Origin of the sequence: Oceanobacillus sp. FSL K6-3682 (genome assembly GCF_037976165.1) — a bacterium.
In the GTDB taxonomy this organism is placed as follows: domain Bacteria; phylum Bacillota; class Bacilli; order Bacillales; family Amphibacillaceae; genus Oceanobacillus; species Oceanobacillus sojae.
In genome coordinates, this window is record NZ_CP150263.1 from 533607 (window position 1) to 558274 (window position 24668).

Genomic DNA, 24668 nt, shown 5'->3' on the forward strand with positions numbered 1-24668 from the left:
TTTCTTTTTCATGATGATATAATGAGAAAGCGGATTGGCAGCTTAGAGACTTGTTATGGAGGATTTGATATGTTTTTGTCGTTGCGAAATAAATTATTTCTTGTTTTTTCCTGTGTATTAACTATTCCTTTTTTAATCTTGTCTCTAATTATGCCAAGTTTATTTACAAATTATATAAAGGAACAAACGCAAGAGCTGACAATTGGTATGATGGATCAATTCTCTCTCTATATTGACTCCGTTACGATGCAGGCGACTGACGTGGGACAGCAGGTATTAGCGAATTCTATTACACAGGATTGGCTGCGGGTGGAGAATAGCAAAAATAATGATGATGAAACATTGGAAACGGCCAGATTAATGGTGAGAAATGAGCTTAATGCCATGCTCAGTTCCATGATGGTCAATAATTCTAATAATATTTCTGTTTCCATTTTTACACATGATGGGGAAGGAATTTGGGGTGACTATCCGGAACTGGATAAAACGGAATGGTATCAGGATTTTATGGAAAATGATCAGACTTTTACCCATTCTCACATAGATACAAACCAGCAATCAGCATTAATGCGAGAAATGCCTATTAACAGCCATCTTATCCCTTTAGTTGATTTAAATACCCTTCAGGATAGCGGGGTTATCAAGGTGAATTTTTCAACAGAAATGATAGAAAATTCCCTGGATAAAATTAAAATAGGTGAACATGGCTATGCATTTATTATAGATTCCCAAGGTGAAAATGTTTTAACAGAGGAGGTCGATACCCCTCAGTCTATTATTGAAGAGTCTTTGAAACAGATTGCACATAAGGAAGAGGATCAGGGATTGCTTGAAATAGAAAATGAACAGGAAACCTATTTATTGTTTTATCAGCAATTATCCGTAGGGGATTGGATTTTGATTAGTGAAGTAACGGAGGATGATTTATTTTCTCATTCCAATCAATTACAGAAAAGCCTGTTGTTACTAAGTGCAGGTTTGTTTTTAATTACTATTATTGCTTCCTTTCTTTTCTCATCTTCGATTACAGATCCTTTACGGGGATTGATGAAGGCAATGCATTATTTGGAGAAAGGGGACTTTAAAAAGGCGCAGAAGATTATACCGACAATCCGGTCAGAGAATAATGAAATCCGCTATTTAGTAGAAGTATTTGATCAGACAGTGGTTCGTTTAAAACAGCTGATTGATAGTGAATATAAAACCAATATTCGGAGGCGTAATGCTGAATATAAGGCTTTGTTACTGCAAATTAACCCTCATTTTCTTAATAATACCCTTGAAATTATTGGCGGCTTAGCAGCCCAGGGAAAGAACAAAGAGGTGGTAAATGTAAGTGTTTATTTAGGAAAGATGCTTCGCTATGCCTTAAACACAAAATCAGACCTGGTAACATTGACAGAGGAGATACAATATATCCGTAACTATGCCAAAATTCTTGAGCTTCGTTATGAAGGGGACCTTCAAATAACAATTGAGGAAGATCCGCAAGCAAAGGAATTTCCGATTATTAAATTTATTATTCAGCCATTAGTGGAAAATGCAGTGAAATATAGTTTGATTTCTAAAGAACATGCTAGTGTGGAAATAAAGTCCAAATATCAAGATAACCAGTTAACATTGCAGATTGCAGATGACGGTGTCGGGATACCGGATGAAGTAATTCAAAGTTTATCAATGAGTAGTCAGGCAGATACTCTGGAGAGTAGTGGCAACAGTATCGGACTTAAGAATGTGTTGGATCGCTTGCATTTATATTATGGAGATCGATTCAATTATCGAATTGAGACAGAATTAAACAAAGGTACGATAATCATCCTGCAAATAGCAGAAGAAGGGAAGATGATGGATGAGGAACGTCTTAATCGTTGATGATGAAATCCAAATTCGCAAGGGTTTACGATGGAAAGTGGATTGGGAGGAATTAGGGTTCCATATTGTAGCAGAGGCTGCGAATGGGGGAGGAGCATTGACAAAACTGGAGGAAGAAAAGGTAGACTTGGTGATGACCGATATCCGGATGCCGATCATGGATGGAATAGAGCTGGCAAGACATTGCCGGGAAAAATATCCAAATACTAAAGTAATCGTACTGTCTGGTTATTCCGATTTTGAATATGTGAAAAGTCTGATGAAAAAAGGGGTAAGGGATTATCTGCTAAAACCGGTGGATCCAGTTGAATTGGCAGAGGTATTAAGGCAAATGAAGAATGAAATTGACCACGATCGCTTGAGGCAGCTTGAACTGGATCGTGTTAAGCGGCAGGCACGGACACAGTTTCAGGGGGTACAAGAACAATATCTGCTGTCGCTGGTCAAGGAAGAGTGGTTTCAATATAGCCTGGTAAAAGAGAGACTTGAACAACTGAAGCTGGATATGCTGCTTAAGGAGGACTTAAAGGTACAATTTATCAGTGTTGGAGTGAGAGACTTTAGTGGTCAGGCGAATCGGGTGAACGAATTACGAATGGCTTTTCAAATGCTGTGCAAAGAATTAGTCGAACCAAGACCGGGCATGTTCGCCTTTTATGATCTGGGTTATACAAATATGATGCACTTTCTTATCATATTAGATCAGAATTTTGATAATCATCCTACCCAATTAACGAAAACGATTCAGCATCAGATAAAAAAACTTTTGAAGCTAGAGACCGTGATTGGAATCGGAAATCCTGTCAATGGCTTGTCGGAATTGAAGACAGGCTATATTTCCAGTTTGCTCTCATGGAGTCAGAATCAGTTAAACCATCATTCACAGGTAATTGATGAGCATGTCAGAAGAGAAGAGCTGATGGATTTTTCACCAGACCTGGAGAAGCATATTATTAATGCAATTGAACAGATGGATATGTCCAGATTTCACAAAGAGCTGGAATCTCTGCTGGGTGAAACAACAACTCAATCGGTACTGTCTTCTTCGATTGTTGCGAACCGGATTTTGTTTTGTCTCGGTTCCATTGCCAAAAAATATAATGTTGAGAACAACAATGCACAGCGATTGATTTGGGAATGCCAGCAAGTCATTTGGCAATTAAATGACCAGAGCAAGGTCATCGCTTATCTTACTGAGCTTGCTAAATTAATTGTTGCCCAAATTCATGATACAAGAACAACGGATGGGAAACAGATTGTTGACGGGGTCCGCCGTTATATTGATCAGTATTACGGGAATGATATTTCGCTGACCATTTTGTCTGAGCTTTTTCATATTAACAGCGCTTATTTGTCAGAGATTTTTAAAGTACAAATCGGCAAAAACTTTAGTGAATATTTAACTGAAGTCCGGGTGAAGGAGGCAAAGAAATTCTTAAAAGACCCGCACTTAAAAATAATTGATGTAGCTAATCTTGTCGGGTTTTCCAGCTCTGCTTATTTTAGTATCGTCTTTAAAAAGCATGTAAACGAAACTCCAGCTAATTATCGAAAGTCATTCGATCCGGTATAAAAGGGTGTTGTATCATGAGAAGAAGAATAATTTATTACAGCTTATTTGTGATATTAGTCAGTATTGTCATTGGTTACTTGATTATATTGGTACAACCTTTGTCTATACAAGATGAAAAGGAAGACTCTGAGCAGAAAGAAGAGATGGAGGACGTTGTTGAATTAACATTTTGGCGTAATTACGGAAATGCAGCAGAAAACAAGGCTTATAACGAGATTCTGGAAGATTTTCACCAATCCCATCCTCATATTCATGTCACCATGCAAAATATAGAGTATGCCAATTATGAAGTAGAGCTGCGGACAGAACTAGTTACTGGTACGGGACCGGATATAATGGCAATTGACAGTCCTTATTTAGCTCTATATGCGGAGGCAGACCTCCTGATGCCGTTAAATGAATATTTAACAGAGGAAGACAGACTGGAGGAAGATTTCCCGGAGACAATTACCCAAGGATTAACTTACAATGATCAATTATATCTGATGCCATTAATCGAATCGAGTATCGCCCTGTACTACAATATGAATCTATTGGAAGAAGCAAATCTTCCCTTTCCGGATAGCAATCCTGCTAACCCGATGACATGGGAAGAAATTGTTACGTTATTGAAAGCAGTTCAGAGACCGGAAGAAGGAATTTACGGTATCGATCCAGCCCAAGGATTTGGGAGTGGCGAGGCGCCTGCTTATTTCAAACTTCCGATTATCTGGCAATTTGGCGGGGAAGTGATTAGTCCTGATGCAACAACAGCCAGCGGATACTTAGATTCAGCAGAAACGATGGAGGCTTTGCAATTTTATCAGGATTTATACCATAAAGATAAAGTGGCTGTCAGGGAGTTTCCAGCGAATGCTTTTGAGGAGGGCCAATTAGTAATGACGGTACTTGGCGCGTGGGCAATAACGGATTTAGAGAAAAATGGATTGAAGCTGGGAGAGGACTTTGGAGTTGCCCCGCTTCCAAAATCAAAATATCAGGTTGTTCCGAATGGAAGTTGGGCGCTTGGCATACTTTCCACTACCAGTCATCCTGAGGAGGCATGGGAATTTATCCGCTATGTAACGAGCTATGAGCCTATGAAGAAATATAGCTCTATCACGGGAGAGGTTCCAGCACGTTATTCAGTAGCCGAAGATCTTCCTGAATTTAATACCTACCCTTATAACATCTTTGCAGAGCAAGCATATTCTTATTCCAGAAATCGTCCGGTTACACCGGTCTATCCTGATATAAGTATAGCGATAAAAAAATTATTTGAAGATGTTGGCCTGGCGAATAAGGATGTAGAAGCTTCTGTGGAGGAAGCGGTAGAAGCTATTAATCAGCGTCTGAGACAAGCCGATTAATTTTTTTGACTCTAAGCCAAAGATTTTATAATATCTATTCCAAAAATATTACAATCGAGAGCCTTGCTTTTTTGATACAGTGATTATAAAGAGATTTCTTCCCTATAGGATAAATTGGGCCTTTACTGGCTGTTAATCTGTAATAAAAAAGGAGCAGAGCACAATATGATTGAAAAAAGATGGTATATGCGGATGGGTACGCTTGGCTTCAATTTAATATATTTAAATCTATTATGGGCAGCATTTACTTTATTGGGAGGCATTGTTCTTGGTATCTTTCCGGCAACAGCAGCTCTGTTTGCCGTTGTAAGGAAAATGATTCTTGAAGATGAAGATGCAGCGGTATTTCCGGAGTTTATTACTCATTTTAAAGCCTCATTTAAGACATCTAATATACTCGGATATATCGTTTCTTTTATCGGTTTATTCCTGTTAATAGATTTTCGTATTGTACAGAATATCAGTCAGGAAAGTATGCAGGTGCTGCTCTTTAATCTTATTCTTATCATTGGTATATTTTATCTGGTAGCAATGCTTTATATCTTTCCGGTATATGTTCACTTTGACCTGAAGTGGAATGAATATTTCCGATATGCTTGTATATTAACGATTGCCCGTCCTTTACAAACAATTATGTTAGCAGCTTTTGTTGCGGCGGTTATCTACTTATATATACTCGTTCCAGCATTAGTTTTTGTAATCGGCGCCAGCTTTATGAGTTTTGTGATGATGAAGATTGCCTCATTATCATTTCCTAAGAAGCAAGTTTTACATGAATCCACATAATTAGATAAACCTGTGAAGTAAAGGAACACTTTTACTCCACAGGTTTTTAATTTCTTGTCAGCCTGTGATTATCCTTTTTTTCTCCTCAGAGTAATATTTCGGAATCGAAATTATGAACCGAAAATTTTATAATTCATCGCCCTAAAATATTGAAATAAAACGCATACAAACTTTGCTATATTTAGATTACGAGAAGATTACAGCAAAGAGTAGAGCTTAAGCAAGGGAGGGTTTAGATGGCAACATCAAAGTCAGATACATTATACGGCAACACACCGCCAGTAAAGAAAAAGAAAAGCGGTGCGCTGGCATATATCCGAAAAAATTATATTCTTTATTTGTTTTTGTTACCAGCTATTGTGTTAGTTTTTATTTTTAATTATGTTCCAATGTATGGAGTAACCATTGCTTTTAAAGATTTCAGCCCTATAAAAGGGGTGTGGGAGAGCGAATGGGTAGGATTTGAGCATTTTCGTAACTTCTTAGAATCTCCTAACTTTCAGCAAATTTTTATGAACACTATTAAATTGAGTGCCTTTGACCTTTTACTAGGGTTTCCAGTTCCAATTATTCTGGCACTGATGCTGAATCAATTGAGAAAGGCGAGAGTGAAAAAAAATATTCAATTAATCATTTATGCACCACATTTTATCTCAGTGGTAGTTATTGCGGGAATGATTTTTATTTTCTTATCCCCGGCAGGTCCTCTAAATACCATTCTCGGTTTGGTATTTGATCAGCCAATTTCATTTATGTCTGAACCAGGATATTTTCGAACGATTTTCATTGCTTCAGGTATTTGGCAAGGGGCAGGATTTGCTTCCATTATTTATGTGGCAGCACTTTCCAATGTGGATCCGCAGCTGCATGATGCAGCCACAATGGATGGTGCAACATTGTTGCAGAGAATCCGACATATTGATCTACAGGCATTGAAGCCGACGATGACTGTGTTGTTTATATTAGCGGTTGGAGGAATTATGGCGATTGGTTTTGAAAAGGCTTACTTACTCCAAACTTCTATGAACATACCGGCTTCAGAGATTATTGATACGTACGTTTACAAGCGGGGGCTGCAAGCAGCAGACTGGTCGTTTGGTGCGGCGATGGGATTATTTAATTCAATTATAAGTCTAGTCTTATTAGTTACCGTTAACTTTATTGTGAAAAAAGTAAATGGAGAAACATTGTATTAGAGAGGAGGCAGTTTCATGGATAATAAATTAATTAATAATTCTAAGTCTGATAAATTTATCTTATTTCTTAACAAAATTATGTTAGGTCTGATTGTACTAATCGTAACTGTCCCTCTTTTGTATGTTCTGCTGGGTTCCTTCCTGCAGCCTGATGTATTACTGACAAAAGGAATCTCTTTTAATCCCAGTCATTGGACAATAGATGGCTATGTCCGTATTTTTCAGGATGGCACAATTATGAGAGGCTTTTTGAATTCTATTCTCTATGCGACTGGTTTTACATTGGTATCCGTCATCTTTACGATTATGGCAGGTTATTCTTTATCTGTTGATGGCTTAGTTGGCAAGAAAGCCCTTATGCTCTATTTCATTATTACGATGTTTTTTAACGGCGGGATGGTACCAACTTATCTGTTAGTAAGAGAACTGGGGATGCTCAATACACCGTGGGCAATTATCTTGCCGGGCGCAATTACTGTTTGGAATATTATCTTGGCAAGAACGTATTTTAGAGGATTACCAAAGGGACTGATAGAAGCTGCAATGATTGACGGGGCTTCCGATGCGAGAATATTTTTAAGCATTATTCTGCCGTTATCGAAACCGATTATCTTTGTACTAGCCCTGTACTCTTTCATTGGCCAATGGAATGCCTATTTTGACGCAATGATTTATTTGGAAGATCGAAGCCTGTATCCATTGCAGTTAATCTTACGTGATATTTTGATACAAAATGAAGTGCAGCCGGGGATGATTGGAGACCAGATGGCAAGAGCAGAATTGCAGCGTCTGGCAGAAATGATTAAATACTCGGCAATTGTTATAGCAAGTTTACCATTGATGATAATGTATCCATTCTTCCAAAAGTACTTTGAAAAAGGTGTTATGGTCGGATCATTAAAATAATATAAAAAAGTGAGGGATAAAAGTATGAAAGGTTTATATCGTTATTTAGCGGCAGCTATGTTTGCAGGTCTGCTACTCATGGCGGGCTGCGGGAAAAGTGATCAGGCATCGTCAGAGGATTATGAATTAAGTGACATCACTTTTCCGATAGAGGAAGAGGATATCAGCTTGAAGTTTATTACAGAAAGCTCGCCAATGGCGCCGGAAGACCCTAATGATAAGTTAATCCTGCAACGTTTAGAAGAACAGACAGGGGTTCATATTGACTGGAAGAGTTTCTCAGGCGAATCCTTTACTGAGCAGCGTAACCTGGCAGTCGCAAGTGGTGACTTACCAGATGCTATCATGAATACACATTATAGTGATTATGAATTATTGGATTTAGCCTCTGATGAAGCAATTATTCCTGTAGAGGATTTAATTGATCAGTATATGCCGAATCTGCAGGCTGTGTTAGAAGAAGCACCGGAATATCGTGCTATGATGACAGCACCAGACGGCCATATCTATGCTTTTCCGTGGATTGAGGAATTAGGATCTGGCAAAGAAAGTATCCATTCTTTAGACGCTACAGGATGGATTAATGTAAAGTGGTTAGATGAACTGGGCTTAGAAATGCCTTCAACGACAGAAGAGTTAAAAGAGGCATTGATTGCTTTCAAGGAGAATGATATGGCTGGAGATGGTCAAACGATTCCATTATCGTTTATGATCAGCAATGGCGGGGAAGATGTATCCTTCTTATTCTCACCATTTGGTGAAGGAGAGAACTGGGATCATACCGTTGTCACCAATGAAGATGAAGTCTTGTTCACCTCTGCGCAGGACGGTTATAAAGATGCTATTAACTATTTAAATGAATTATATGAATTAGATTTGATTGATGTAGAAGCCTTTGAGCAGGAATGGAATACGTACTTAGCTAAAGGACAGGAAGGACGTTACGGTTTATACTTTACGTGGGATATGGCAAATATTTCCGGCACCGAAGATTATGCAATGCTTCCTCCGTTAGAAGGACCTGATGGACGTAAGCATGTCGCCCGATCCAATGGAATGGGATTTGACCGTTCACGTATGGTTATTACATCTGCAAATGAGAATTTAGAGCTGACAGCTAAGTGGATTGACCAGCTGTATGATCCGCTGCAATCCGTACAGGATAACTGGGGAACTTATGGAGATGAAGAGAAGCAAAATATCTTTGAATATGATGAGAATGAAGGTATGTTGAAACATTTACCGTTGGAAGGTACAGCACCGGTAGAACTGCGTGAAGAGACATCTATTGGCGGACCGTTAGCTGTTTTGGATAGTTATTATGGGAATGTAACGACGATGCCAGATGATGCAGCATGGAGATTGGATCAGCTGCATGAAACATTAGTGCCTTACATGAATAATGATAATATTTACCCAAAAGTATTTATGTCTTTAGACGAATTAAAGCAGCTTAGTGATATTGAAAATGATTTATTCCCATATGTGGAACGCAAGAAGTCTGAGTGGATTACCAATGGTAAAGCAGATGAGGAGTGGGAGGACTACCTTGCCGAATTGGATCGTTTAGGTTATCAGGAATGGTTAGAAATCAAGCAAGGTGCCTATGATCGAAATGCAGAAGTAGAGGCAGAGGCTGTAGAATAGTTCTATATAGAAATTAACTCGACCTTATACAGGAAAGATAATCCTGTATAAGGTTTTTTAAGTAGAATAGAAGATTTTATGAGTTAGTTTAAATTAATGAAGCATTTGAAAAAAAGGAGTAACAATGAAGCTGATGGTAAAAATGGATTAATAGATCAGCTTGAAAATGTATTAAAATAAACCGCAAAAAATCAAAGGTAAGTTTAGTAGGCAGGATTTGGTTTCTGTGATTTTTGTTTTATAGAAGAACGAACCAAATTTTTCCATGGTAATATACTTGCGATTTGAATAATTATGTTAAAATTCAAATAAGGGAGGTTTTAAAATGTGGGAACAAGAAATTGTGAAAACAGCAAGGGGAGATTTCGAAATTTTTCGTAAAGGAGAAGGAGAACCTTTATGTTCAACACATTTATATAGTGAGTTCAATGAGCTTGGAGATTATTTTTCCGATGAGTTTACCGATTATTTCTCGGTGATTCTAGTAAATTTAAGAGAAGCCGGAAATTCCTGTGAAGCAGAGGAAGAATACCAATTAAGCATGGCAGAATCAGTGTATGATTTGGAAGCAATACGGGAAGCTCTAGGTTATGAAAAATGGACTTTTGCCGGACATTCGACAGGTGGAATGCTTGGACTGAAATATGCGATTTTAAAACCGGATTCTTTAACAAAAGTAATTGTCGGAGGTGCGGCTGCATCCAGGCAGTATATGAAGCACCCAGAAAGTATCTACTGCAAAGAATCCCCTTATAATAAACGTTTATTAGAGATTCTTAACATCTTAAAAATTTCAACGGATAAAGCTGAGCGACGACAGGCGAATAAAGAATGGTCAGATATGTCCTTATATTACCCAGAGAAAAGAGAAGAATATTTCCAAAGGCCAAGCAGCGGAAAAACAATAGGCAGCAGATTGGATTATTATTCATATAGGGAATTACCAGAATACGATATTACTCAGGAATTGCCAGATGTAAAAATACCTGTATTTGTATACTGTGGGGTACACGATGCGCAGTGTCCATATGTGTTTTCAGAGGAAATAGCGATGAAGCTGGCTAATTCCAGATTATATGCTTATTCTTACAGTAATCATTTTCCATACATTGAGGAAAAGAAGAAATTCAATGAGATGGTCCGCGCGTTTGTAAAAGTAGAGGACGGAGAAGTCTTTACCAAGAATAAAGCACATTCCTGAAAATAAATACTTGTTTTAAAAGATGTTCTTGTATCGCTGTCTTATAAATAACATCATGATAAATTGCAAGAGCATCTTCCTGTATTAACTTTTCATCCCCATCAGTTCCTTCAGTTCTTCCTCATTCTGTATCAAATCTTCCAGCGTATATTCCTCCAGCACTTTAAAAAATTGAAATAATGCTTTATTCAAGACGTGCTTCAGGGAACAGCCTGGTGAAATCACACAATGATCGGTACCTTTATCAAAGCATTCGAGCAGATTAAAATCACTCTCCAGGGAGCGGATTAATAATCCAATATTTATGTCTGAAGCAGATTTAGCAAGACGGAAACCGCCATTTCTTCCCCTGACCGATAGTAGTAAACCTCTTTTTGTTAAATCATGGACAACCTTTCTCAGGTGCTCAGGTGAGATGGAATATACATCGGATACTTCTTTGATGGTTGAAAGTTCTTCCTCTGGTTTTAACCCCGTAAAAATCAAGACGCGTAAGGAGAAGTCTGTATATTTTTTTAAGTTCATAGTATCTCTCCATTTGTTAATTATTTCACATAATTGTAACATAAAATTGTCTTTGACACATTGAATTCACATTTTAACAGGAATAGAATAAAAGATGTATTTTAAATACATGTTTTATTTATTAGTATTAATAATATATAACAAAGGAGCGTTTTTAAATGAGTACTGCAGTTGGATTAGATCAAAAAACAATTGAAATTATTAAATCGACTGTTCCTGTATTACAGGAGCACGGGGAAGCTATTACAAAACACTTTTATAAAATTATGTTAGAGAATGAACCAGAATTAAAGAATGTCTTTAATCAGACAAATCAGAGGAAAGGAGCACAGTCAAAAGCATTAGCTGGGGCAGTATATGCAGCGGCAGCAAATATCGAACATTTGGAGAATATCCTGCCTAATGTGAAGCAAATAGCGCATAAACATACGAGCTTAAATATAAAGCCGGAACAATATCCTATTGTAGGGAAATACCTGTTAATAGCGATTAAGGAAGTACTTGGAGACGCTGCCACAGATGAAATTATCGAGGCATGGGGAAAAGCTTACGGCGTTATTGCAGATGTTTTTATCAGTGTGGAAAAAGAAATGTATGACGAAAAGCAAAATGCTTCTGGGGACTGGGTTGGATTTCGTGATTTTACAGTCGCTGAAAAAATCCCGGAAAGTGAAGTTATTACTTCCTTTTATTTAAAACCTGCAGATAATGGAGAAATTCCATCTTATCGACCAGGTCAATACATCACTATAAAAGCACAAATTGATGGTGAGCCTTATGATCATCTACGCCAATATAGTTTATCTGCAGCGCCTGGTCAGAATTTCTTACGGATCAGTGTGAAGCGGGAAAATGAACATAATCCTGAAGGCATTGTATCGAACTATTTACACAATCAGGTACAAGAAGGATCTGTAGTTTCGATCAGTTCGCCATCTGGAGATTTTGTATTGAATGATGCAGAGCAAAGATCGTTAGTGTTAATTAGTGGAGGGGTCGGCTTAACCCCATTAGTAAGTATGCTGGAAACTGTTGTAAAAGAGCAGCCTGAAAGAAAAGTTATCTTTATTCATGCGACAAGATCACGGGCTTATCATGCAATGAAAGACAGAGTAGCATCTATTGCAGAAGCAAATGAGCAAGTGACCCATTATACAGTTTATGAGGATAATTCCAACGCCGATGCGTGTGATAAACAAGGATTTATCGATTATGATTGGTTAAAAACAGTTATTCCAACTACAGACGCATCCTTTTATATGTGTGGGCCTAAAGGATTTATGAGTGCAATAAATGGCCTTTTAAGAAAATTGAATGTTGCGGATGATGATATTCATTTTGAATTCTTTGGACCTATGGATGAGCTTGCGAATTAAATAATAAGACTGATGAGACTGGCTTATGAAGAGAGTCTATTTTAAGAGTTATGGTTAACTTTTGAGTAGGCAAATATCTTCTTAGGCTGGTCTTTTTTTATGGCTTTGTTTTAAAATAAAAATAACAGAAATGCAGGACATCCGCTTATCTAATAATTATTTAGTTTGTATTTTGAAACTGGATGATAATTTAAAATTTTAATTAATTGATTTGTCATATCCTCCACTGGTATCTGGAAGTCACTTTTTATCCAATTTATAATTAATCCCCAAACACCGTAAGCACGATAAGTAATGAACAATTCATCATCCATATCCAACTCTTGATTTGCGTAGTTAGAGATGTCATTTTTGTGCAGCTGGATTAGTGTATTGATAAATTGTGACTGGAATCCGGGGATACCTTCTGAATCTTTCCATAGCTGATAGAAATTAATATTATCCAGTATGTGATAAAAAATAATTACATTGGAAGAGGATAAACTATCTACCGTAAGCCATTTCTTATTTTTGTAGGGAAAACGGAAGGATTCAGTTAAATCTTCCAAGATAGAATGGATTAAATCATGGACTAATGTTTCTTTATCTTGATAATGTCGATAGAATGTTGTTCGATTATAATCCGCAGATGTTACGATATCTGTTACTGTAATACGGTGATAATCTTTTTCATTCAATAACAAAATGAATGCATTTTGCATGTTCTTTTTAGTTCTTCGAATCCGTCGATCTTCTGCTTCACTGTCTGTAACCATAAATATATCCTCCTTAATGATAGATTGGCAGTGCAACAGTATTTCTAAATATGTTGACTAACCATACAGATTTCTTTTTTTTAATGATTGAATATGTGAAGTGAGCATTTATACTTAAGTTAAGATTAATATTGTAAGCGTTTGCTAATATTTATTCTACACGTATTCATTGAGTTACTCAATTTACAGACATATTGATTAGGGAGGTAATAACGTATGGACAGATTGAAGGGGAAAGTAGTAATTGTTACAGGTGGTGCAAGAGGAATGGGAGCTCAGCATGTTAGAAGAATGGTGGAAGAAGGAGCAAAAGTCGCGGTTACAGATATATTGGAGGAGGATGGGAGAAAATTAGAACAGGAACTAGGTAGTAATGTTCTCTTTATAAAACATGATGTTACCAAAGCAGAAGATTGGGAAAAGGTGGTGCGGGAAACAGAAGAAGCCTTCGGACCAATCAATGTTTTGATTAATAACGCGGGGATTGATATTTCTGAAATTGATTTAGAAGACTACCCTGAAGAAACATACCGAAAAGTGATTGATGTGAATCAGGTTTCTGTATTCTTGGGAATGAAGCATGCTGCTCCATCGATGAAAAAAACTAAGGAAGGATCCATTGTTAATATATCCTCATTGGCCGGAATTATTGGAGCATATAAAAAAGGTGCGTATACAGCCTCAAAGTTTGCTGTAAGAGGTATGACAAAATCGGCAGCACTGGAATTAGGCGAATTTGGAATTCGGGTGAATTCAGTCCATCCGGGATTTATAAGGACGCCAATGACAGAGCATCTGATTAACGATGAATTGGTTAGTATGTTTCCTTTAAGAAGAGCTGGAGAACCGGAAGAGGTAACCAATCTGGTCATCTTTTTGGCATCGGATGAGTCAAGTTATATGACGGGATCAGAATTAGTAATTGATGGCGGTCTAAGTGCGCAATAAAAAACGGGATGGAGATGAGTTAGATGGACAGATTAGCTGGAAAAGTAGCTATTATCACAGGAGCTGCAAGTGGAATGGGGCTGGCTGGTGCACAATTATTTTCTGAACAAGGAGCAAAGGTAGTCGCTACAGATGTGGAAGTAGATTTATTAGAGAAAAAGGTAGACGAAATTGTTAAAGGCGGCGGAGATGCTATTGCCTTAAGGTTGGATGTATCGGACCAGAAATCATGGGATTATGTGATTGACAGAACAATGGAGCAATACGGGAAAATAGATGTATTAGTAAACAATGCAGGTATTCATATGGCAAAAGGAATTCTCGAAGCTGAGCTGGATGATTGGAATAAGGTAATGGCGATAAATACCACTGGAGTGTGGTTAGGGATGAAAGCTGTGATCCCGCATATGCAAAAGCAGGGTGGCGGATCTATTGTGAATACCTCTTCTATTGCTGCGATTGTCGGCGGGATTGGTGATGCAGAAGGAGCCGCATATAGTGCTTCTAAGGGAGCGGTACGATCTTTGACAAAGCATGCGGCACAATGGTTTGGTGAAGATAATATCCGTGTGAATTCGGTTCATCCTGGAGCTATTTTTACCGGGATGGCAGAAAAAACTGGTATTAAATCCCGGGAAAAAATGGGAGAAAATTTTAAGGGAAGAACTCCTTTAAAGCCTTATGCTGGAGAGTCTTTGGATATTGCTAATGCATATCTGTATTTAGCATCGGATGAATCAAAGTATGTAACAGGCTTAGAATTGGTAGTTGATGGTGGATGGACAACGAGTTCTTAATTAAGAGAGTTATAACAGGCGGGCTTCTCGTATAAGATGATGAAAAAAGTTAGCTATAAATGGAGCATAATTATAAAGATTTATCTTCTTTATCTTCATTATGACATGAAAAACAGACCAGTGTATGATCCTCTTGCACAACACCTTCTAAAAAGCCGTTATGACAGTAAACGTTTTTCTCGCAAACACCACAGATGCCTACAAATTCCTTCTCCATAGTCAGATTCTCCTTTCCCTTTTCATATAGTATAATTATAACAATAAACACCTGAAAAATATTCATATTATGATAGTATTTAAGTGTTAAAGGAGGGCGAATGAGTGCAGTTAAAAGAACTGATTAATTTACTGGCGGTAAAAGAAACGGAAGGAAATACGGATGTTCTTGTCACAGGATTCACATGGATTCCAGAAAAATTGAAAAAGGGAATATTTTTATTTGTGTGCCTGGTATTAAAGGATTTCTGGCAGATAGACATGATTATATAGAAGAAGCTGTTTCAGCTGGAGCAGCGGCAATTGTTGTTGAAAAAGAAGTGGATAACTATCCTGGTGTTACAAAAATATGGGTGAAGAACGCCCGATATGCAATGGCGGTAATGTCAGCTCATTTTTATGATTATCCTTCCAGTCAGCTTAAACTCTATGGGATTACAGGAACAAACGGCAAAACAACAACATCTTACATAATAGATACGATATTTTCTAATCATAAATTAAATATGGGGTTGATGGGGAATAATGGAGTGAAAATCAAGGATAAATTAAATCCTGTCCATATTAATACACATGAACCGCCAGCATTGCAGAAGAATTTAAGAGAAATGGCTGACCAGGGAGTAGACTGCTGTGTGATGGAAGTAAGTTGTCAAGGGCTGGATATGAGCAGAGTGATAGGATGTCGTTTTAAAGTGGGTATATTTACAAATCTAACCCAGGATCACATAGATTATCATAAAGATTTTGAAAAGTACAAAGAGGCGAAAGGGCTTTTGTTTTCCAGATTGGGGGATAATAGTTCGGATAAAAATAAATCTTATGCCGTTTTAAATGCAGATGATCCTGCCTCAGCATATTTTAGCAAAATAACATCAGCTGAAGTCATAACCTATGGTATTGATAATAAAGCAGATGTTTCTGCAAAAAATATTACTATGGGAGCCGGTGGTATTTCCTTTAAAGCAGAAACCTTCAAGGGGGAAATAGATATTCATTTAAAGCTGATTGGCCGTTTTAATATTTATAATACATTAGCTGCCATTACAGCAGCTTTGCTGGAGGGTATTCCATTGGAAAGTATTCGGGACAGCCTGACACAATTAGAAAGTGTTCAAGGAAGAATGGAATTAGTGGATGCCGGCCAGCCATTTTCAGTACTTGTAGATTACGCCCATACACCGGATGCTTTAGAAAATGTATTGAATACATTAAAGGAAATTGCTGAAGGAAGAATTATTACCGTATTTGGCTGTGGCGGGGACCGTGATACGGGGAAACGGCCAAAAATGGGAAGAATTGCGGGTGCTTTCAGTGATTATGTAGCAGTTACTTCAGATAATCCAAGAACTGAAGAACCATCAAACATATTGTCACAGATAGCAGAAGGAATAAATGAAGATAAATATCAATGTATTGTTGACGGTGAAACCGCTATTGAAAAGGCTATAAAAATGGCCCGAACAAAAGATATTGTACTTATTGCCGGAAAAGGACATGAGACATATCACAAATCATCGGCGACCAAACCACCTATTTCGATGATAAAGAAGCAGCAGCAGCCATTTTAAAAAATATCTCATAATATAAGCTCTATTTGGCAGAAAGCGTGCAGTTTTTGCTGAATAGGTTTTTTTGTTTATCTTGATAAATGCTGTGAGCACCAATTTTCAAATTTCTAGGAAACTGCTATAATAATGAGAGCGTTTTCGTGAGAGTAAAACGGAAAGGGGCTTTACGATGTTCGAATTATTAATTACGTTAGTAGAACGGGTTGGAATTATTGTAACGATAGCCTTTGTTTTAACAAGGCTTCGCTTCTTCCGAAAAATGTTTTATCAGGATCAGCTGAATCGCCAGCAGAATCTCACTGCAATTATGTTTTTCGCCTTTTTTGGGATTATTGGAACATATACAGGGTTGAATGTGAATACAGACAGCCTGCAATTTAACCGCTGGGCAACGGGATTATTGACAGAGGAAGCCATTGCGAACTCGAGGGTTATCGGTATTGTCATTGCTGGTTTGCTGGGCGGACCCAAGGTTGGTATTGGGGCTGGGATAATTGCTGGGGTACACCGTTTTACTCTGGGAGGATTTACTGGGATTGCTTGTGGTGTGGCAACCATGATTGCAGGAGTTATCTCAAGTTTGTTTTACAGGAAAAATAAACGAATTAAGCTAAAAACGGCTTTTTTTGTGGGCGCCTTTGCTGAAGCTGTACAAATGCTGGTGATAGTAGCTTTAGCCCGTCCGATAGAGCAGGCATGGGCTTTGGTTAATTTAATAGGGTTACCGATGATTCTGGCAAATGGCATTGGCTCTGTACTGGTTCTGCTGGTTATTAAAAGTGTACTAAAGGAAGAGGAAAAAGCTGGTGCGGTACAGGCTCAAAAAACGTTAAGAATTGCTGATCAGACGCTCGCGCATTTACGGAATGGTTTACATATGGAAGGTGCAGAGGCAGTTTGCCGTATTATTCATAAAGAATTGAATACAAGCGCAGTATCGATTACTAATAAAACAGAGATTCTTGCGCATATCGGTCTTGGACATGACCATCATCAGCAGGAAAATCCGATTCAGACAAAGATTACATTAGACGCAATAGACAGCGGGAAAATCCAAATGGCAACAGCAGAATCGATTCATTGCACAAATGCAGATTGCCCACTGGAAGCTGTTATTATTGCTCCTCTTAAAGAACGGGGAGAAATAATTGGCACACTGAAGTTCTATTTTCAATCAGAAAATGATTTAACCAATGTGAATATGGAGCTTATTTCTGGGTTAAGCTCCATGATTAGTCATCAACTGGAAATTGGCCAGGCCGAGCGAGTATATCAATTAGCGAAAGAGGCAGAAATCAAAGCGCTTCAGGCACAAATTCATCCACATTTTTTATTTAATACACTAAATACGATTGTATCACTAATCCGTCTTCATCCGGTGAAGGCCAGAAAAATGCTTATTTCTCTGTCTCATTTTATTAGGCAGAATTTATCTGCAGCTACTCAAAAAATAACAACCTTAGAACAGGAGCTGAAGCAGGTTCAAGCCTATTTATCCCTGTATGAGGAACGATTTAAAGGTAGGCTGCTGGTCAAATATGTGATTGATGAAGAGGTATTATCAGAAATCATTCCTCCTTTAACCTTACAGCCAATTGTTGAGAATGCAATCATGCATGGATTTAAAGATAAGGATAGTGACTGTATTTTAGAGGTTATGATTAATAAGCAGCAAAAGGGTGTTTATATTGGAATCAAGGATAATGGTAAAGGAATAGAGAAGGAAGTAGCCAATCAAATACGACGTAAACCAATTGATTCAAAAACTGGAAGCGGGTTAGCGCTATACAATGTCAATCGGCGCTTAAATATTCTTTTTGGAGAAGAGGCTTTGCTTCAGATTGAAACAGGGCAGGATGAAGGAACAAATATATATTTTGTCTTATCGCATAAGGAGGGGAAAGAGCAATGGGTCAGCTGATGAATGTACTAATCGTTGATGATGAACCGTATAATCGAGAGGAGTTAAAGCATTTATTGAATGATTTCCCGCAGATACAATCCATTAAAGAGGCAGAATCAGGAGAAGAGGCTATTATGAAAACGATGCAGCATCAGCCTGATGTTATCTTCTTAGATGTGGAAATGCCAAAGGTGAGCGGGATGGAGGTAGCAAAGGCAATCAAAAAATTAAAAAAACCTCCGTTTGTGGTATTTGCAACTGCGTACCCGCAATTTGCTGTGGAAGCTTTTCGATATGACGCAGTAGATTATTTGTTAAAACCATATGATGAAGAACAGCTTGGGGAAACAATCCAAAGGCTTGAGAAAAAAATTGGTGTGGAAGAACAGGGGAATTCGGGAAAGATGCTTGGGAAGCTGGCAGTAGATGTGGAGGGAGATATTCATTATTTAGAACTCAATGATATTTTATATATGTCACGAATAGAGAAACGCACAAAATTAGTTACCAGGCAGGGTGAATTTGATACAAAAATGCCTCTGAAGCAGTTGGAAAACCGCTTGCTGGCATATGGGTTTTTCCGGATTCATAAGAGTTTCTTAGTTAACCTGGAGCATATTCAGCGGTTAACACCATGGTTTAACGGAGCGTATCACTTACAGCTGGAGGGAAGCAAAGACACGTTATCTGTCAGCAGAAACTATGTAAAGGCATTACGGACAAAATTAGAGATTTAATTTTTCTTTCGGTTGCATCTTAATAACTTAAAAGAACATGATAAATCTAAAAAACAACCTTTTGTTCCTGATTTCTCCTCTTTTGATCTTGTATATTTTATACTTTATGAAAGCGTGTTCACTGTAAAACTTATAAAGGGGGAGAAAATTTGTATACATTTCTGGCGGGAATTGTTTTATTAATTATTGGATATTTTACGTATGGGAAATTTATTGAGAAAATGTTTGGGGTAAAGGAAGATCGTCCAACTCCTGCTTATGTTAATGGAGACGGTGTGGACTATATTCCAATGAGCACGCCGAAAAATTCACTGATTCAGCTTTTGAATATTGCAGGGACGGGTCCGGTATTTGGTCCGATTATGGGAGCGTTATATGGGCCGGCTGCATTCATCTGGATTGTAGTAGGCTGTATTTTTGCAGGGGCAGTGCATGATTATTTAACAGGAATGATCTCCATTCGTAATCGAGGAGCACATTTACCGGAGCTTGCGAGTAAGTTTCTGGGGAAGGTTATGAAGCATGTTGTAAATGGGTTTGCAGTATTACTGTTATTATTAGTTGGGACCGTATTTGTTTCTACTCCGGCAAGTCTGCTTCATTTACTTTCAGATGGACGTGTAGCATTATGGATTTTTATTGCATTTATTTTTGTTTACTATATTTTAGCTACATTACTTCCTGTTGATAAAATTATTGGCAGACTTTATCCTTATTTTGGAGCTTTGCTTTTAATCAGTGCACTTGGTGTAGGAATTGGTCTGGTTGTTACAGGAGCTCCAATTCCAGAGCTTTCCTTCCAGAATTTCCATCCTGAGGGAGCTGCAATTTTTCCATTATTATTCTTTACCATTTCCTGTGGTGCTTTATCCGGCTTTCATGCCACACAAACACCAATTATTTCACGTACCACAAGAAGAGAAAAAGAAGGACGCAAAATTTTCTACGGTATGATGATTGCCGAAGGGATTATTGCAATGATCTGGGCTGCAGCTGCTATGAGTATGTTCAGCGGTTATAATGGATTAAACGAAATTTTAGCAGCGGGCGGACCTGGGGCTATTGTAAGTGAAGCTTCGACAACATTACTGGGAGCCATCGGTGGAACACTTGCTGTGCTTGGTGTCATTGTACTGCCAATAACTTCCGGAGATACAGCTTTTCGAAGTGCGCGTATGATTATTGCAGACTATTTAAAAGTTGCGCAGAAAAAGTTTTCTAGCCGCTTGTGGATTGCATTGCCGTTATTCGCAGTATCTGTTGTTTTAACGCAAATTGATTTTAATTTATTGTGGCGTTATTTTAACTGGGCAAACCAATCGACGGCAGTAATTGCTCTCTTTGTAGCATCTATGTACCTCTATATTGCCAGAAAGAATTATTTTGTCGCGCTGATACCGGGAACTTTTATGCTGATTATGGTGATTACCTATATTTTATCACAGCCAATCGGATTTAATTTACCTATGAATATATCATGGGGCGGTGGATTCGTGGGTGCAGCGATCCTGGTTGTTCTATTCTTTAAAGCTGCTGTTAAAGCACGCGCTAATAATATTCCGCTTGAAGTGGATGTTTCGGATTGGAAGAAAGCTTCTTAAAACAAAGGAAAAGATGCCTGGAGATAGGCATCTTTTCCTTTGTTTGTATTCAATTCGTTGAAAAAGCTTTCAACGTAAAGGTCTTATGCCGGTGAGAATCCTGTTTGCACTCAATTCGTTTTTCCTTTGAAGCTTAACGGGTTGATTATCCTCCATCGTAGCACGGTATAATGTAATATTCTCATCCAAAGAGATAGTCCAGGCAGCTGCGTTATCCTTTTTTAAAACAATGGCCAGAGTTCCAAATTGTTGTGTGTTTCCCCGATCAAAATGTTCTGTTTCGCCATTAGCTGTGATTGTAATCCCCTCTGGATCGCTGGTTAAATCTACATTTTTACCTTGCCATGCACCATGTGTCTGTGCTCCTATGTAATAGTAGCTTGTTCCATTCCATCACCTCTGTCTCCGTAAGTAGCAATAAATTGCTGGATAGAATTACCGATTGTTTGATAAGTGACAGCAGCAATAACGTTTTCGCCAGCCATTCTACTTTCACCTCACCCGCAACTGTAGAAGGAAGTCTCTCCTGTGCGCGGGCAAAAAATGCCGAAGTAAGGACGATAATAGATCATCTCATTTGTTTGCATATTCTCTTTGATAGATAAAACATGCTGTTTATCAGGCGAAAGGACTGTCACGCTTTTAACAAGCTCATTGCTGCTGGAGAGCATGGTTAACTGACCTGCTATCAAAAGAACCGTAATGCCGATACTGATTAGCTTGAATCTTTTGGTGGTAAAGAGCAAAAGAAGAATAGCCAGTAACTGGAGAGGCCATAAAAAAAGCCGGTTTTTGGTAAACAATAAAACTGGTAATTGTAAATATAATAATCTTTAAACCGGATATACTCAGTAAAAGTGGTTTCATAAAATGTGCTCCCAACGTATTTGCTTTTAGACTGATCAACCAGCCTGTAGTCTATAGTGATCGATAATGCAACTTAATAAATCATAACATGAATAAGAATCAGGATGAAAGAAGGCAAATTTAAAATAGACACTGTTTTCAGTTATTCAAAGTTTATACTTTGAGTGCCTGAGCTGTTTTTAAGCAGGCATTCAAATTGTAAAAATTTACATCTTTCCTAATAATGGGTAAGGTAGTTTGGAAGGAGGGAAAACAGTATGTCGTTTAATAAGTATAACAGGGAACTGGATTTGCATCTGGAGCGGGTGGAATTAAAAGTAACCTCGATTTATAAGCTGCTCTATCAGATTAATGATGTGATTCTTGGATTAGTTTTCCTGATGGGAAGCATTATGTTCTTTAAAGACAGTACAATGTTTGCAGGAACTGTCTTATTCGTAATCGGTAGTATTCAAATGCTGATTCGTCCTGTTATTTCGATTGTACATGATTTCCATTTGTCGGTTCGGGGGAAAATACTTCTCATAATAAAGAATCTAATAAATCCTGCAGCCGTTAAGTTAATTTGAACGGCTGCAGGATTTTTCAGAATCTGTTCGTGAAAGAAGTTTTGTTTTATAAAGGAATATCTTTTTTTCGGATTTCTACATCTATCTTTTCTTCACAATAGGTTACAAATTCAGCGATATTGGCAATCATAGTATCATGATAGATTTTTCCTTTTACTGCGTCTGCTTTTGTAGCATCCCCCATGATACCGATTCCTTTTGTTGCCTGCCTGTATGTGCCGACATCACTGGCAGTAATCATTTTATCACCGGAGACATGAGGGTCATGCTGCATAAAACGATGGTGCTTCGGGATATTAATTTCAGCTTTTTCTGGTGAACAAAGGTCAGGGAAGAAATGGTACATTTGAGAGGCTTCGAGTTCTTCTGCATGACCAATACCTCCCTCTGCAACTTCACTGAGCTCCTTTCCTTTTTCAGCATTAATATAGAAAGGATCAGCTATTGCCAGGAAAGCACCTGTCCGGTTTCGTACTTTTGTCATACCAATTTTAATTGGAGGTAAGTTGGCCTCACGATGTCCATTGATTAAAATAATTTTACTGAATCCATGATATATAAGACTTTCACACATATCTTCAACAATGCTTGTTAATGTTTCAGGGCGTAATGTAATAGTTCCTTTATAAGCCATATGATGAGGCGCCCAGCCTGTCCATACTGGCGGAGCAATCAATGTGCCAGTTTCCTTGGCAACATCTTCGGCAATTTGCTGGGATAGATAAGCATCCGTTCCCAACGGAAGATGCTTGGCATGCTGTTCTACACTTCCAAATGGCATCAGTATCGTACTTTTTTGCTTTAAATAATTTTCTACATCTTCCCATTTATTTTCCTGTAACCATAATTTTTTCATTTAATTCGACTCCTTTTCTGTATTACGTGTTAATTCTTTCATCTGCTCTTCATCTAACAAATCCCAGCGGTCTTTGGAATAGACGAAATACCAAATAGTTAATAGAACAATCCATGAAAAGCCGATCAGCAAAGGCAACGGTTCAATATATGTGAGAATCCATATACAGGCAATAGCTGCTAATATCGCTAATATTGGAATGTTCCTAATATTTATAGGATAACGAAAGCTGGGAGTGAGTTCTTTTCGGGTCACCCGGACTATCACCAGAGCTATATTCATAAGTGCCATCATAAACCAGTTTGCAAATACGGCTGCACTTACTAATAAATTGATTGCTTTGGCATATCCCAGTACAGTCGTCATTGTTGCTAGGAGGGCGATAATACCAGTAAAGATAATAGCCGTATATGGTGCTCCTGATTTTTCTCCCACCTTTGCAAAAATACGGGGGAATGCATTTTCACGTGCGCCGGCATAAAGCATTCGTGAAGATCCGAGTAAGCAGCCGAGTGTAGAAGTCCCTGTTGCCGTTAATGCAGCAATGGCAATTAATACTGCGCCGATACCCGGCAGTACATTTTCAATTGCTAGAGATAAAGGAGCACTGGAGGCCGCCAACTCTGCCGGGTCTGCTGATGATACCACACCATACCCCGTTACAATATATAAAACAACAACAGTGATGAGAGCAGAAACTTGTGCCAGCGGCAGATTTCTTCTCGGATTTTTGGCCTCTTCACCAAGTGTTAAAACGGCTTCAACCTGCATTTGTCCAAATGCGATCAAAGCAGTAGCTGCAAAAACACCGCTCCACCCATTAGGTAAAAAATTATTGTGTTCAAATGGTCCAAATGGGTTAGCTGAAATGGCAATAACAGCAATAGCAAACAATGCAACTACTTGAATAATAGAGAAAAATGTGTTTACCTTTCCGGTGGCTTTGATTCCCACTAAAAGCAGTCCGGTGATAACGATGGAAATAACTGGTGCAACAATTGTTGGGGGCAGGTTCGGAAAAATGAAATTAAAATACCCCGCAAAGCCCAGATTTACTGCACCAGCAGCAAAAGAAAATGATAAGAAGTATAATCCTGCACACCATAAAGCAACTAATTTTCCTAAGTGAGAGGATATTGGTGCAAAAGCAAACTTAGAATAGGCATACGAAGCCCCTTGATAAGGCCAGATAGAAGCTAATTCCGCATAGCTCATAGAGGAGAGTGTCGCAACTACTCCTGCAATAATAAAGGCAATAAATAAACCAGGACCAGCTTCGGCCACTGCGGGTCCAATAACCGTGAATATTCCTCCGCCAATGAGAGCACCTACTCCGACACTCCATAAATCAACAAATCCCAAGCCGCGTTTCAGATTGCTTGTCGTGCTGTTATTTGCAACGGCCATATAATTTAAC

The 24668-nt window shown here is 38.3% G+C and carries 21 protein-coding genes and 1 pseudogene; 16 read left to right on the forward strand and 6 right to left on the reverse strand.

Annotation, left to right across the window (positions count from 1 at the left end):
* Window positions 1-69: 69 nt before the first annotated feature.
* From MHH51_RS02855 to MHH51_RS02890, 8 genes are all read left to right on the forward strand, one after another.
* On the forward strand, window positions 70-1872 hold the full coding sequence (locus tag MHH51_RS02855; RefSeq protein WP_339284382.1) for a histidine kinase: 1803 nt from the start codon (window positions 70-72) through the stop codon (window positions 1870-1872).
* Window positions 1850-3445: a response regulator gene (locus MHH51_RS02860; protein WP_339284384.1), complete on the forward strand. Its 1596-nt coding sequence runs from the start codon at window positions 1850-1852 to the stop codon at window positions 3443-3445. The genes MHH51_RS02855 and MHH51_RS02860 overlap by 23 nt, the downstream gene beginning before the upstream one ends.
* A 14-nt stretch (window positions 3446-3459) precedes the next feature.
* Window positions 3460-4794, forward strand: a complete 1335-nt coding sequence (locus MHH51_RS02865) for an ABC transporter substrate-binding protein (protein WP_339284385.1) — start codon at window positions 3460-3462, stop codon at window positions 4792-4794.
* 165 nt (window positions 4795-4959) lie between these two features.
* Window positions 4960-5580: a DUF624 domain-containing protein gene (locus MHH51_RS02870; protein WP_339284387.1), complete on the forward strand. Its 621-nt coding sequence runs from the start codon at window positions 4960-4962 to the stop codon at window positions 5578-5580.
* A 236-nt stretch (window positions 5581-5816) separates the two neighbouring features.
* Window positions 5817-6776 (forward strand): ABC transporter permease subunit, encoded by a 960-nt coding sequence (locus MHH51_RS02875; RefSeq protein WP_156985855.1) that lies wholly within the window; start codon window positions 5817-5819, stop codon window positions 6774-6776.
* Window positions 6777-6791: 15 nt separating this feature from the next.
* A complete protein-coding gene (locus MHH51_RS02880) occupies window positions 6792-7682 on the forward strand; it encodes a carbohydrate ABC transporter permease (RefSeq protein WP_147209112.1) in 891 nt (296 codons plus the stop codon).
* A gap of 24 nt (window positions 7683-7706) precedes the next feature.
* On the forward strand, window positions 7707-9329 hold the full coding sequence (locus MHH51_RS02885; RefSeq protein WP_147209113.1) for an extracellular solute-binding protein: 1623 nt from the start codon (window positions 7707-7709) through the stop codon (window positions 9327-9329).
* A gap of 325 nt (window positions 9330-9654) precedes the next feature.
* The gene (locus tag MHH51_RS02890; RefSeq protein ID WP_147209115.1) at window positions 9655-10530 is read left to right on the forward strand and encodes an alpha/beta hydrolase; all 876 of its coding nucleotides are present in this window, start codon (window positions 9655-9657) and stop codon (window positions 10528-10530) included.
* Window positions 10531-10614: 84 nt separating this feature from the next.
* On the opposite strand, the gene MHH51_RS02895 is transcribed toward MHH51_RS02890, so the two are convergent.
* Window positions 10615-11055 (reverse strand): Rrf2 family transcriptional regulator, encoded by a 441-nt coding sequence (locus MHH51_RS02895; protein ID WP_147209117.1) that lies wholly within the window; start codon window positions 11053-11055, stop codon window positions 10615-10617.
* A 158-nt stretch (window positions 11056-11213) separates the two neighbouring features.
* Between MHH51_RS02895 and hmpA the strand changes: the two genes are divergently transcribed.
* A complete protein-coding gene (hmpA, locus tag MHH51_RS02900) occupies window positions 11214-12431 on the forward strand; it encodes an NO-inducible flavohemoprotein (protein WP_147209119.1) in 1218 nt (405 codons plus the stop codon).
* 149 nt (window positions 12432-12580) lie between these two features.
* Here the strand turns inward: hmpA and MHH51_RS02905 are convergent, their stop codons facing one another.
* Window positions 12581-13186 (reverse strand): TetR/AcrR family transcriptional regulator, encoded by a 606-nt coding sequence (locus MHH51_RS02905; RefSeq protein WP_147209121.1) that lies wholly within the window; start codon window positions 13184-13186, stop codon window positions 12581-12583.
* Window positions 13187-13402: 216 nt separating this feature from the next.
* Here MHH51_RS02905 and MHH51_RS02910 point away from each other — a divergent pair, with 216 nt between their 5' ends.
* Window positions 13403-14134 carry a glucose 1-dehydrogenase gene (locus MHH51_RS02910; RefSeq protein ID WP_339284388.1) on the forward strand — a complete coding sequence of 244 codons (732 nt, stop codon included), beginning with the start codon at window positions 13403-13405 and terminating at the stop codon, window positions 14132-14134.
* 23 nt (window positions 14135-14157) lie between these two features.
* A complete protein-coding gene (locus MHH51_RS02915; protein WP_339284389.1) occupies window positions 14158-14931 on the forward strand; it encodes a glucose 1-dehydrogenase in 774 nt (257 codons plus the stop codon).
* A gap of 70 nt (window positions 14932-15001) precedes the next feature.
* On the opposite strand, the gene MHH51_RS02920 is transcribed toward MHH51_RS02915, so the two are convergent.
* On the reverse strand, window positions 15002-15148 hold the full coding sequence (locus MHH51_RS02920; RefSeq protein ID WP_186813555.1) for a hypothetical protein: 147 nt from the start codon (window positions 15146-15148) through the stop codon (window positions 15002-15004).
* 104 nt (window positions 15149-15252) lie between these two features.
* Between MHH51_RS02920 and MHH51_RS02925 the strand changes: the two are divergent.
* The 4 genes and pseudogenes from MHH51_RS02925 (at window position 15253) to MHH51_RS02940 (ending at window position 20959) form a co-directional block, all read left to right on the forward strand.
* Window positions 15253-16732, forward strand: a pseudogene (locus tag MHH51_RS02925) (UDP-N-acetylmuramoyl-L-alanyl-D-glutamate--2,6-diaminopimelate ligase).
* Window positions 16733-16887: 155 nt separating this feature from the next.
* Window positions 16888-18639, forward strand: coding sequence for a sensor histidine kinase (locus MHH51_RS02930; protein ID WP_339284391.1), 1752 nt, complete (start codon window positions 16888-16890; stop codon window positions 18637-18639).
* The gene (locus MHH51_RS02935) at window positions 18627-19358 is read left to right on the forward strand and encodes a LytTR family DNA-binding domain-containing protein (RefSeq protein WP_339284392.1); all 732 of its coding nucleotides are present in this window, start codon (window positions 18627-18629) and stop codon (window positions 19356-19358) included. Before MHH51_RS02930 ends, MHH51_RS02935 begins: the two co-directional genes overlap by 13 nt.
* A 149-nt stretch (window positions 19359-19507) precedes the next feature.
* A complete protein-coding gene (locus MHH51_RS02940) occupies window positions 19508-20959 on the forward strand; it encodes a carbon starvation CstA family protein (RefSeq protein ID WP_147209131.1) in 1452 nt (483 codons plus the stop codon).
* Between the two features lie 651 nt (window positions 20960-21610).
* Here the strand turns inward: MHH51_RS02940 and MHH51_RS02945 are convergent.
* A complete protein-coding gene (locus tag MHH51_RS02945; protein WP_339284393.1) occupies window positions 21611-21826 on the reverse strand; it encodes a hypothetical protein in 216 nt (71 codons plus the stop codon).
* A 257-nt stretch (window positions 21827-22083) separates the two neighbouring features.
* On the opposite strand from MHH51_RS02945, the gene MHH51_RS02950 reads away from it, so the two are divergent.
* The gene (locus tag MHH51_RS02950) at window positions 22084-22395 is read left to right on the forward strand and encodes a YrhK family protein (RefSeq protein ID WP_147209135.1); all 312 of its coding nucleotides are present in this window, start codon (window positions 22084-22086) and stop codon (window positions 22393-22395) included.
* Window positions 22396-22441: 46 nt separating this feature from the next.
* Here the strand turns inward: MHH51_RS02950 and MHH51_RS02955 are convergent, their stop codons facing one another.
* Together MHH51_RS02955 and MHH51_RS02960 are read right to left on the reverse strand one after the other, a co-directional pair.
* Window positions 22442-23251, reverse strand: a complete 810-nt coding sequence (locus MHH51_RS02955) for a creatininase family protein (protein ID WP_156985842.1) — start codon at window positions 23249-23251, stop codon at window positions 22442-22444.
* Entirely contained in the window at window positions 23252-24658 is a 1407-nt protein-coding gene (locus MHH51_RS02960) for an APC family permease (protein WP_339284394.1), read from the reverse strand.
* Window positions 24659-24668: the final 10 nt, after the last annotated feature.

Coding starts and splice junctions, on each gene's coding strand:
- MHH51_RS02950 (WP_147209135.1), top strand. CDS start 22,084: ATGTCGTTTAATAAGTATAACAGGGAACTGGATTTGCATCTGGAGCGG.
- MHH51_RS02945 (WP_339284393.1), bottom strand. CDS start 21,826: ATGAAACCACTTTTACTGAGTATATCCGGTTTAAAGATTATTATATTT.
- MHH51_RS02870 (WP_339284387.1), top strand. CDS start 4,960: ATGATTGAAAAAAGATGGTATATGCGGATGGGTACGCTTGGCTTCAAT.
- MHH51_RS02920 (WP_186813555.1), bottom strand. CDS start 15,148: ATGGAGAAGGAATTTGTAGGCATCTGTGGTGTTTGCGAGAAAAACGTT.
- MHH51_RS02905 (WP_147209121.1), bottom strand. CDS start 13,186: ATGGTTACAGACAGTGAAGCAGAAGATCGACGGATTCGAAGAACTAAA.
- MHH51_RS02880 (WP_147209112.1), top strand. CDS start 6,792: ATGGATAATAAATTAATTAATAATTCTAAGTCTGATAAATTTATCTTA.
- hmpA (WP_147209119.1), top strand. CDS start 11,214: ATGAGTACTGCAGTTGGATTAGATCAAAAAACAATTGAAATTATTAAA.
- MHH51_RS02955 (WP_156985842.1), bottom strand. CDS start 23,251: ATGAAAAAATTATGGTTACAGGAAAATAAATGGGAAGATGTAGAAAAT.
- MHH51_RS02960 (WP_339284394.1), bottom strand. CDS start 24,658: ATGGCCGTTGCAAATAACAGCACGACAAGCAATCTGAAACGCGGCTTG.
- MHH51_RS02865 (WP_339284385.1), top strand. CDS start 3,460: ATGAGAAGAAGAATAATTTATTACAGCTTATTTGTGATATTAGTCAGT.
- MHH51_RS02885 (WP_147209113.1), top strand. CDS start 7,707: ATGAAAGGTTTATATCGTTATTTAGCGGCAGCTATGTTTGCAGGTCTG.
- MHH51_RS02875 (WP_156985855.1), top strand. CDS start 5,817: ATGGCAACATCAAAGTCAGATACATTATACGGCAACACACCGCCAGTA.
- MHH51_RS02935 (WP_339284392.1), top strand. CDS start 18,627: ATGGGTCAGCTGATGAATGTACTAATCGTTGATGATGAACCGTATAAT.
- MHH51_RS02860 (WP_339284384.1), top strand. CDS start 1,850: ATGAGGAACGTCTTAATCGTTGATGATGAAATCCAAATTCGCAAGGGT.
- MHH51_RS02895 (WP_147209117.1), bottom strand. CDS start 11,055: ATGAACTTAAAAAAATATACAGACTTCTCCTTACGCGTCTTGATTTTT.
- MHH51_RS02930 (WP_339284391.1), top strand. CDS start 16,888: ATGTTCGAATTATTAATTACGTTAGTAGAACGGGTTGGAATTATTGTA.
- MHH51_RS02855 (WP_339284382.1), top strand. CDS start 70: ATGTTTTTGTCGTTGCGAAATAAATTATTTCTTGTTTTTTCCTGTGTA.
- MHH51_RS02890 (WP_147209115.1), top strand. CDS start 9,655: ATGTGGGAACAAGAAATTGTGAAAACAGCAAGGGGAGATTTCGAAATT.
- MHH51_RS02910 (WP_339284388.1), top strand. CDS start 13,403: ATGGACAGATTGAAGGGGAAAGTAGTAATTGTTACAGGTGGTGCAAGA.
- MHH51_RS02915 (WP_339284389.1), top strand. CDS start 14,158: ATGGACAGATTAGCTGGAAAAGTAGCTATTATCACAGGAGCTGCAAGT.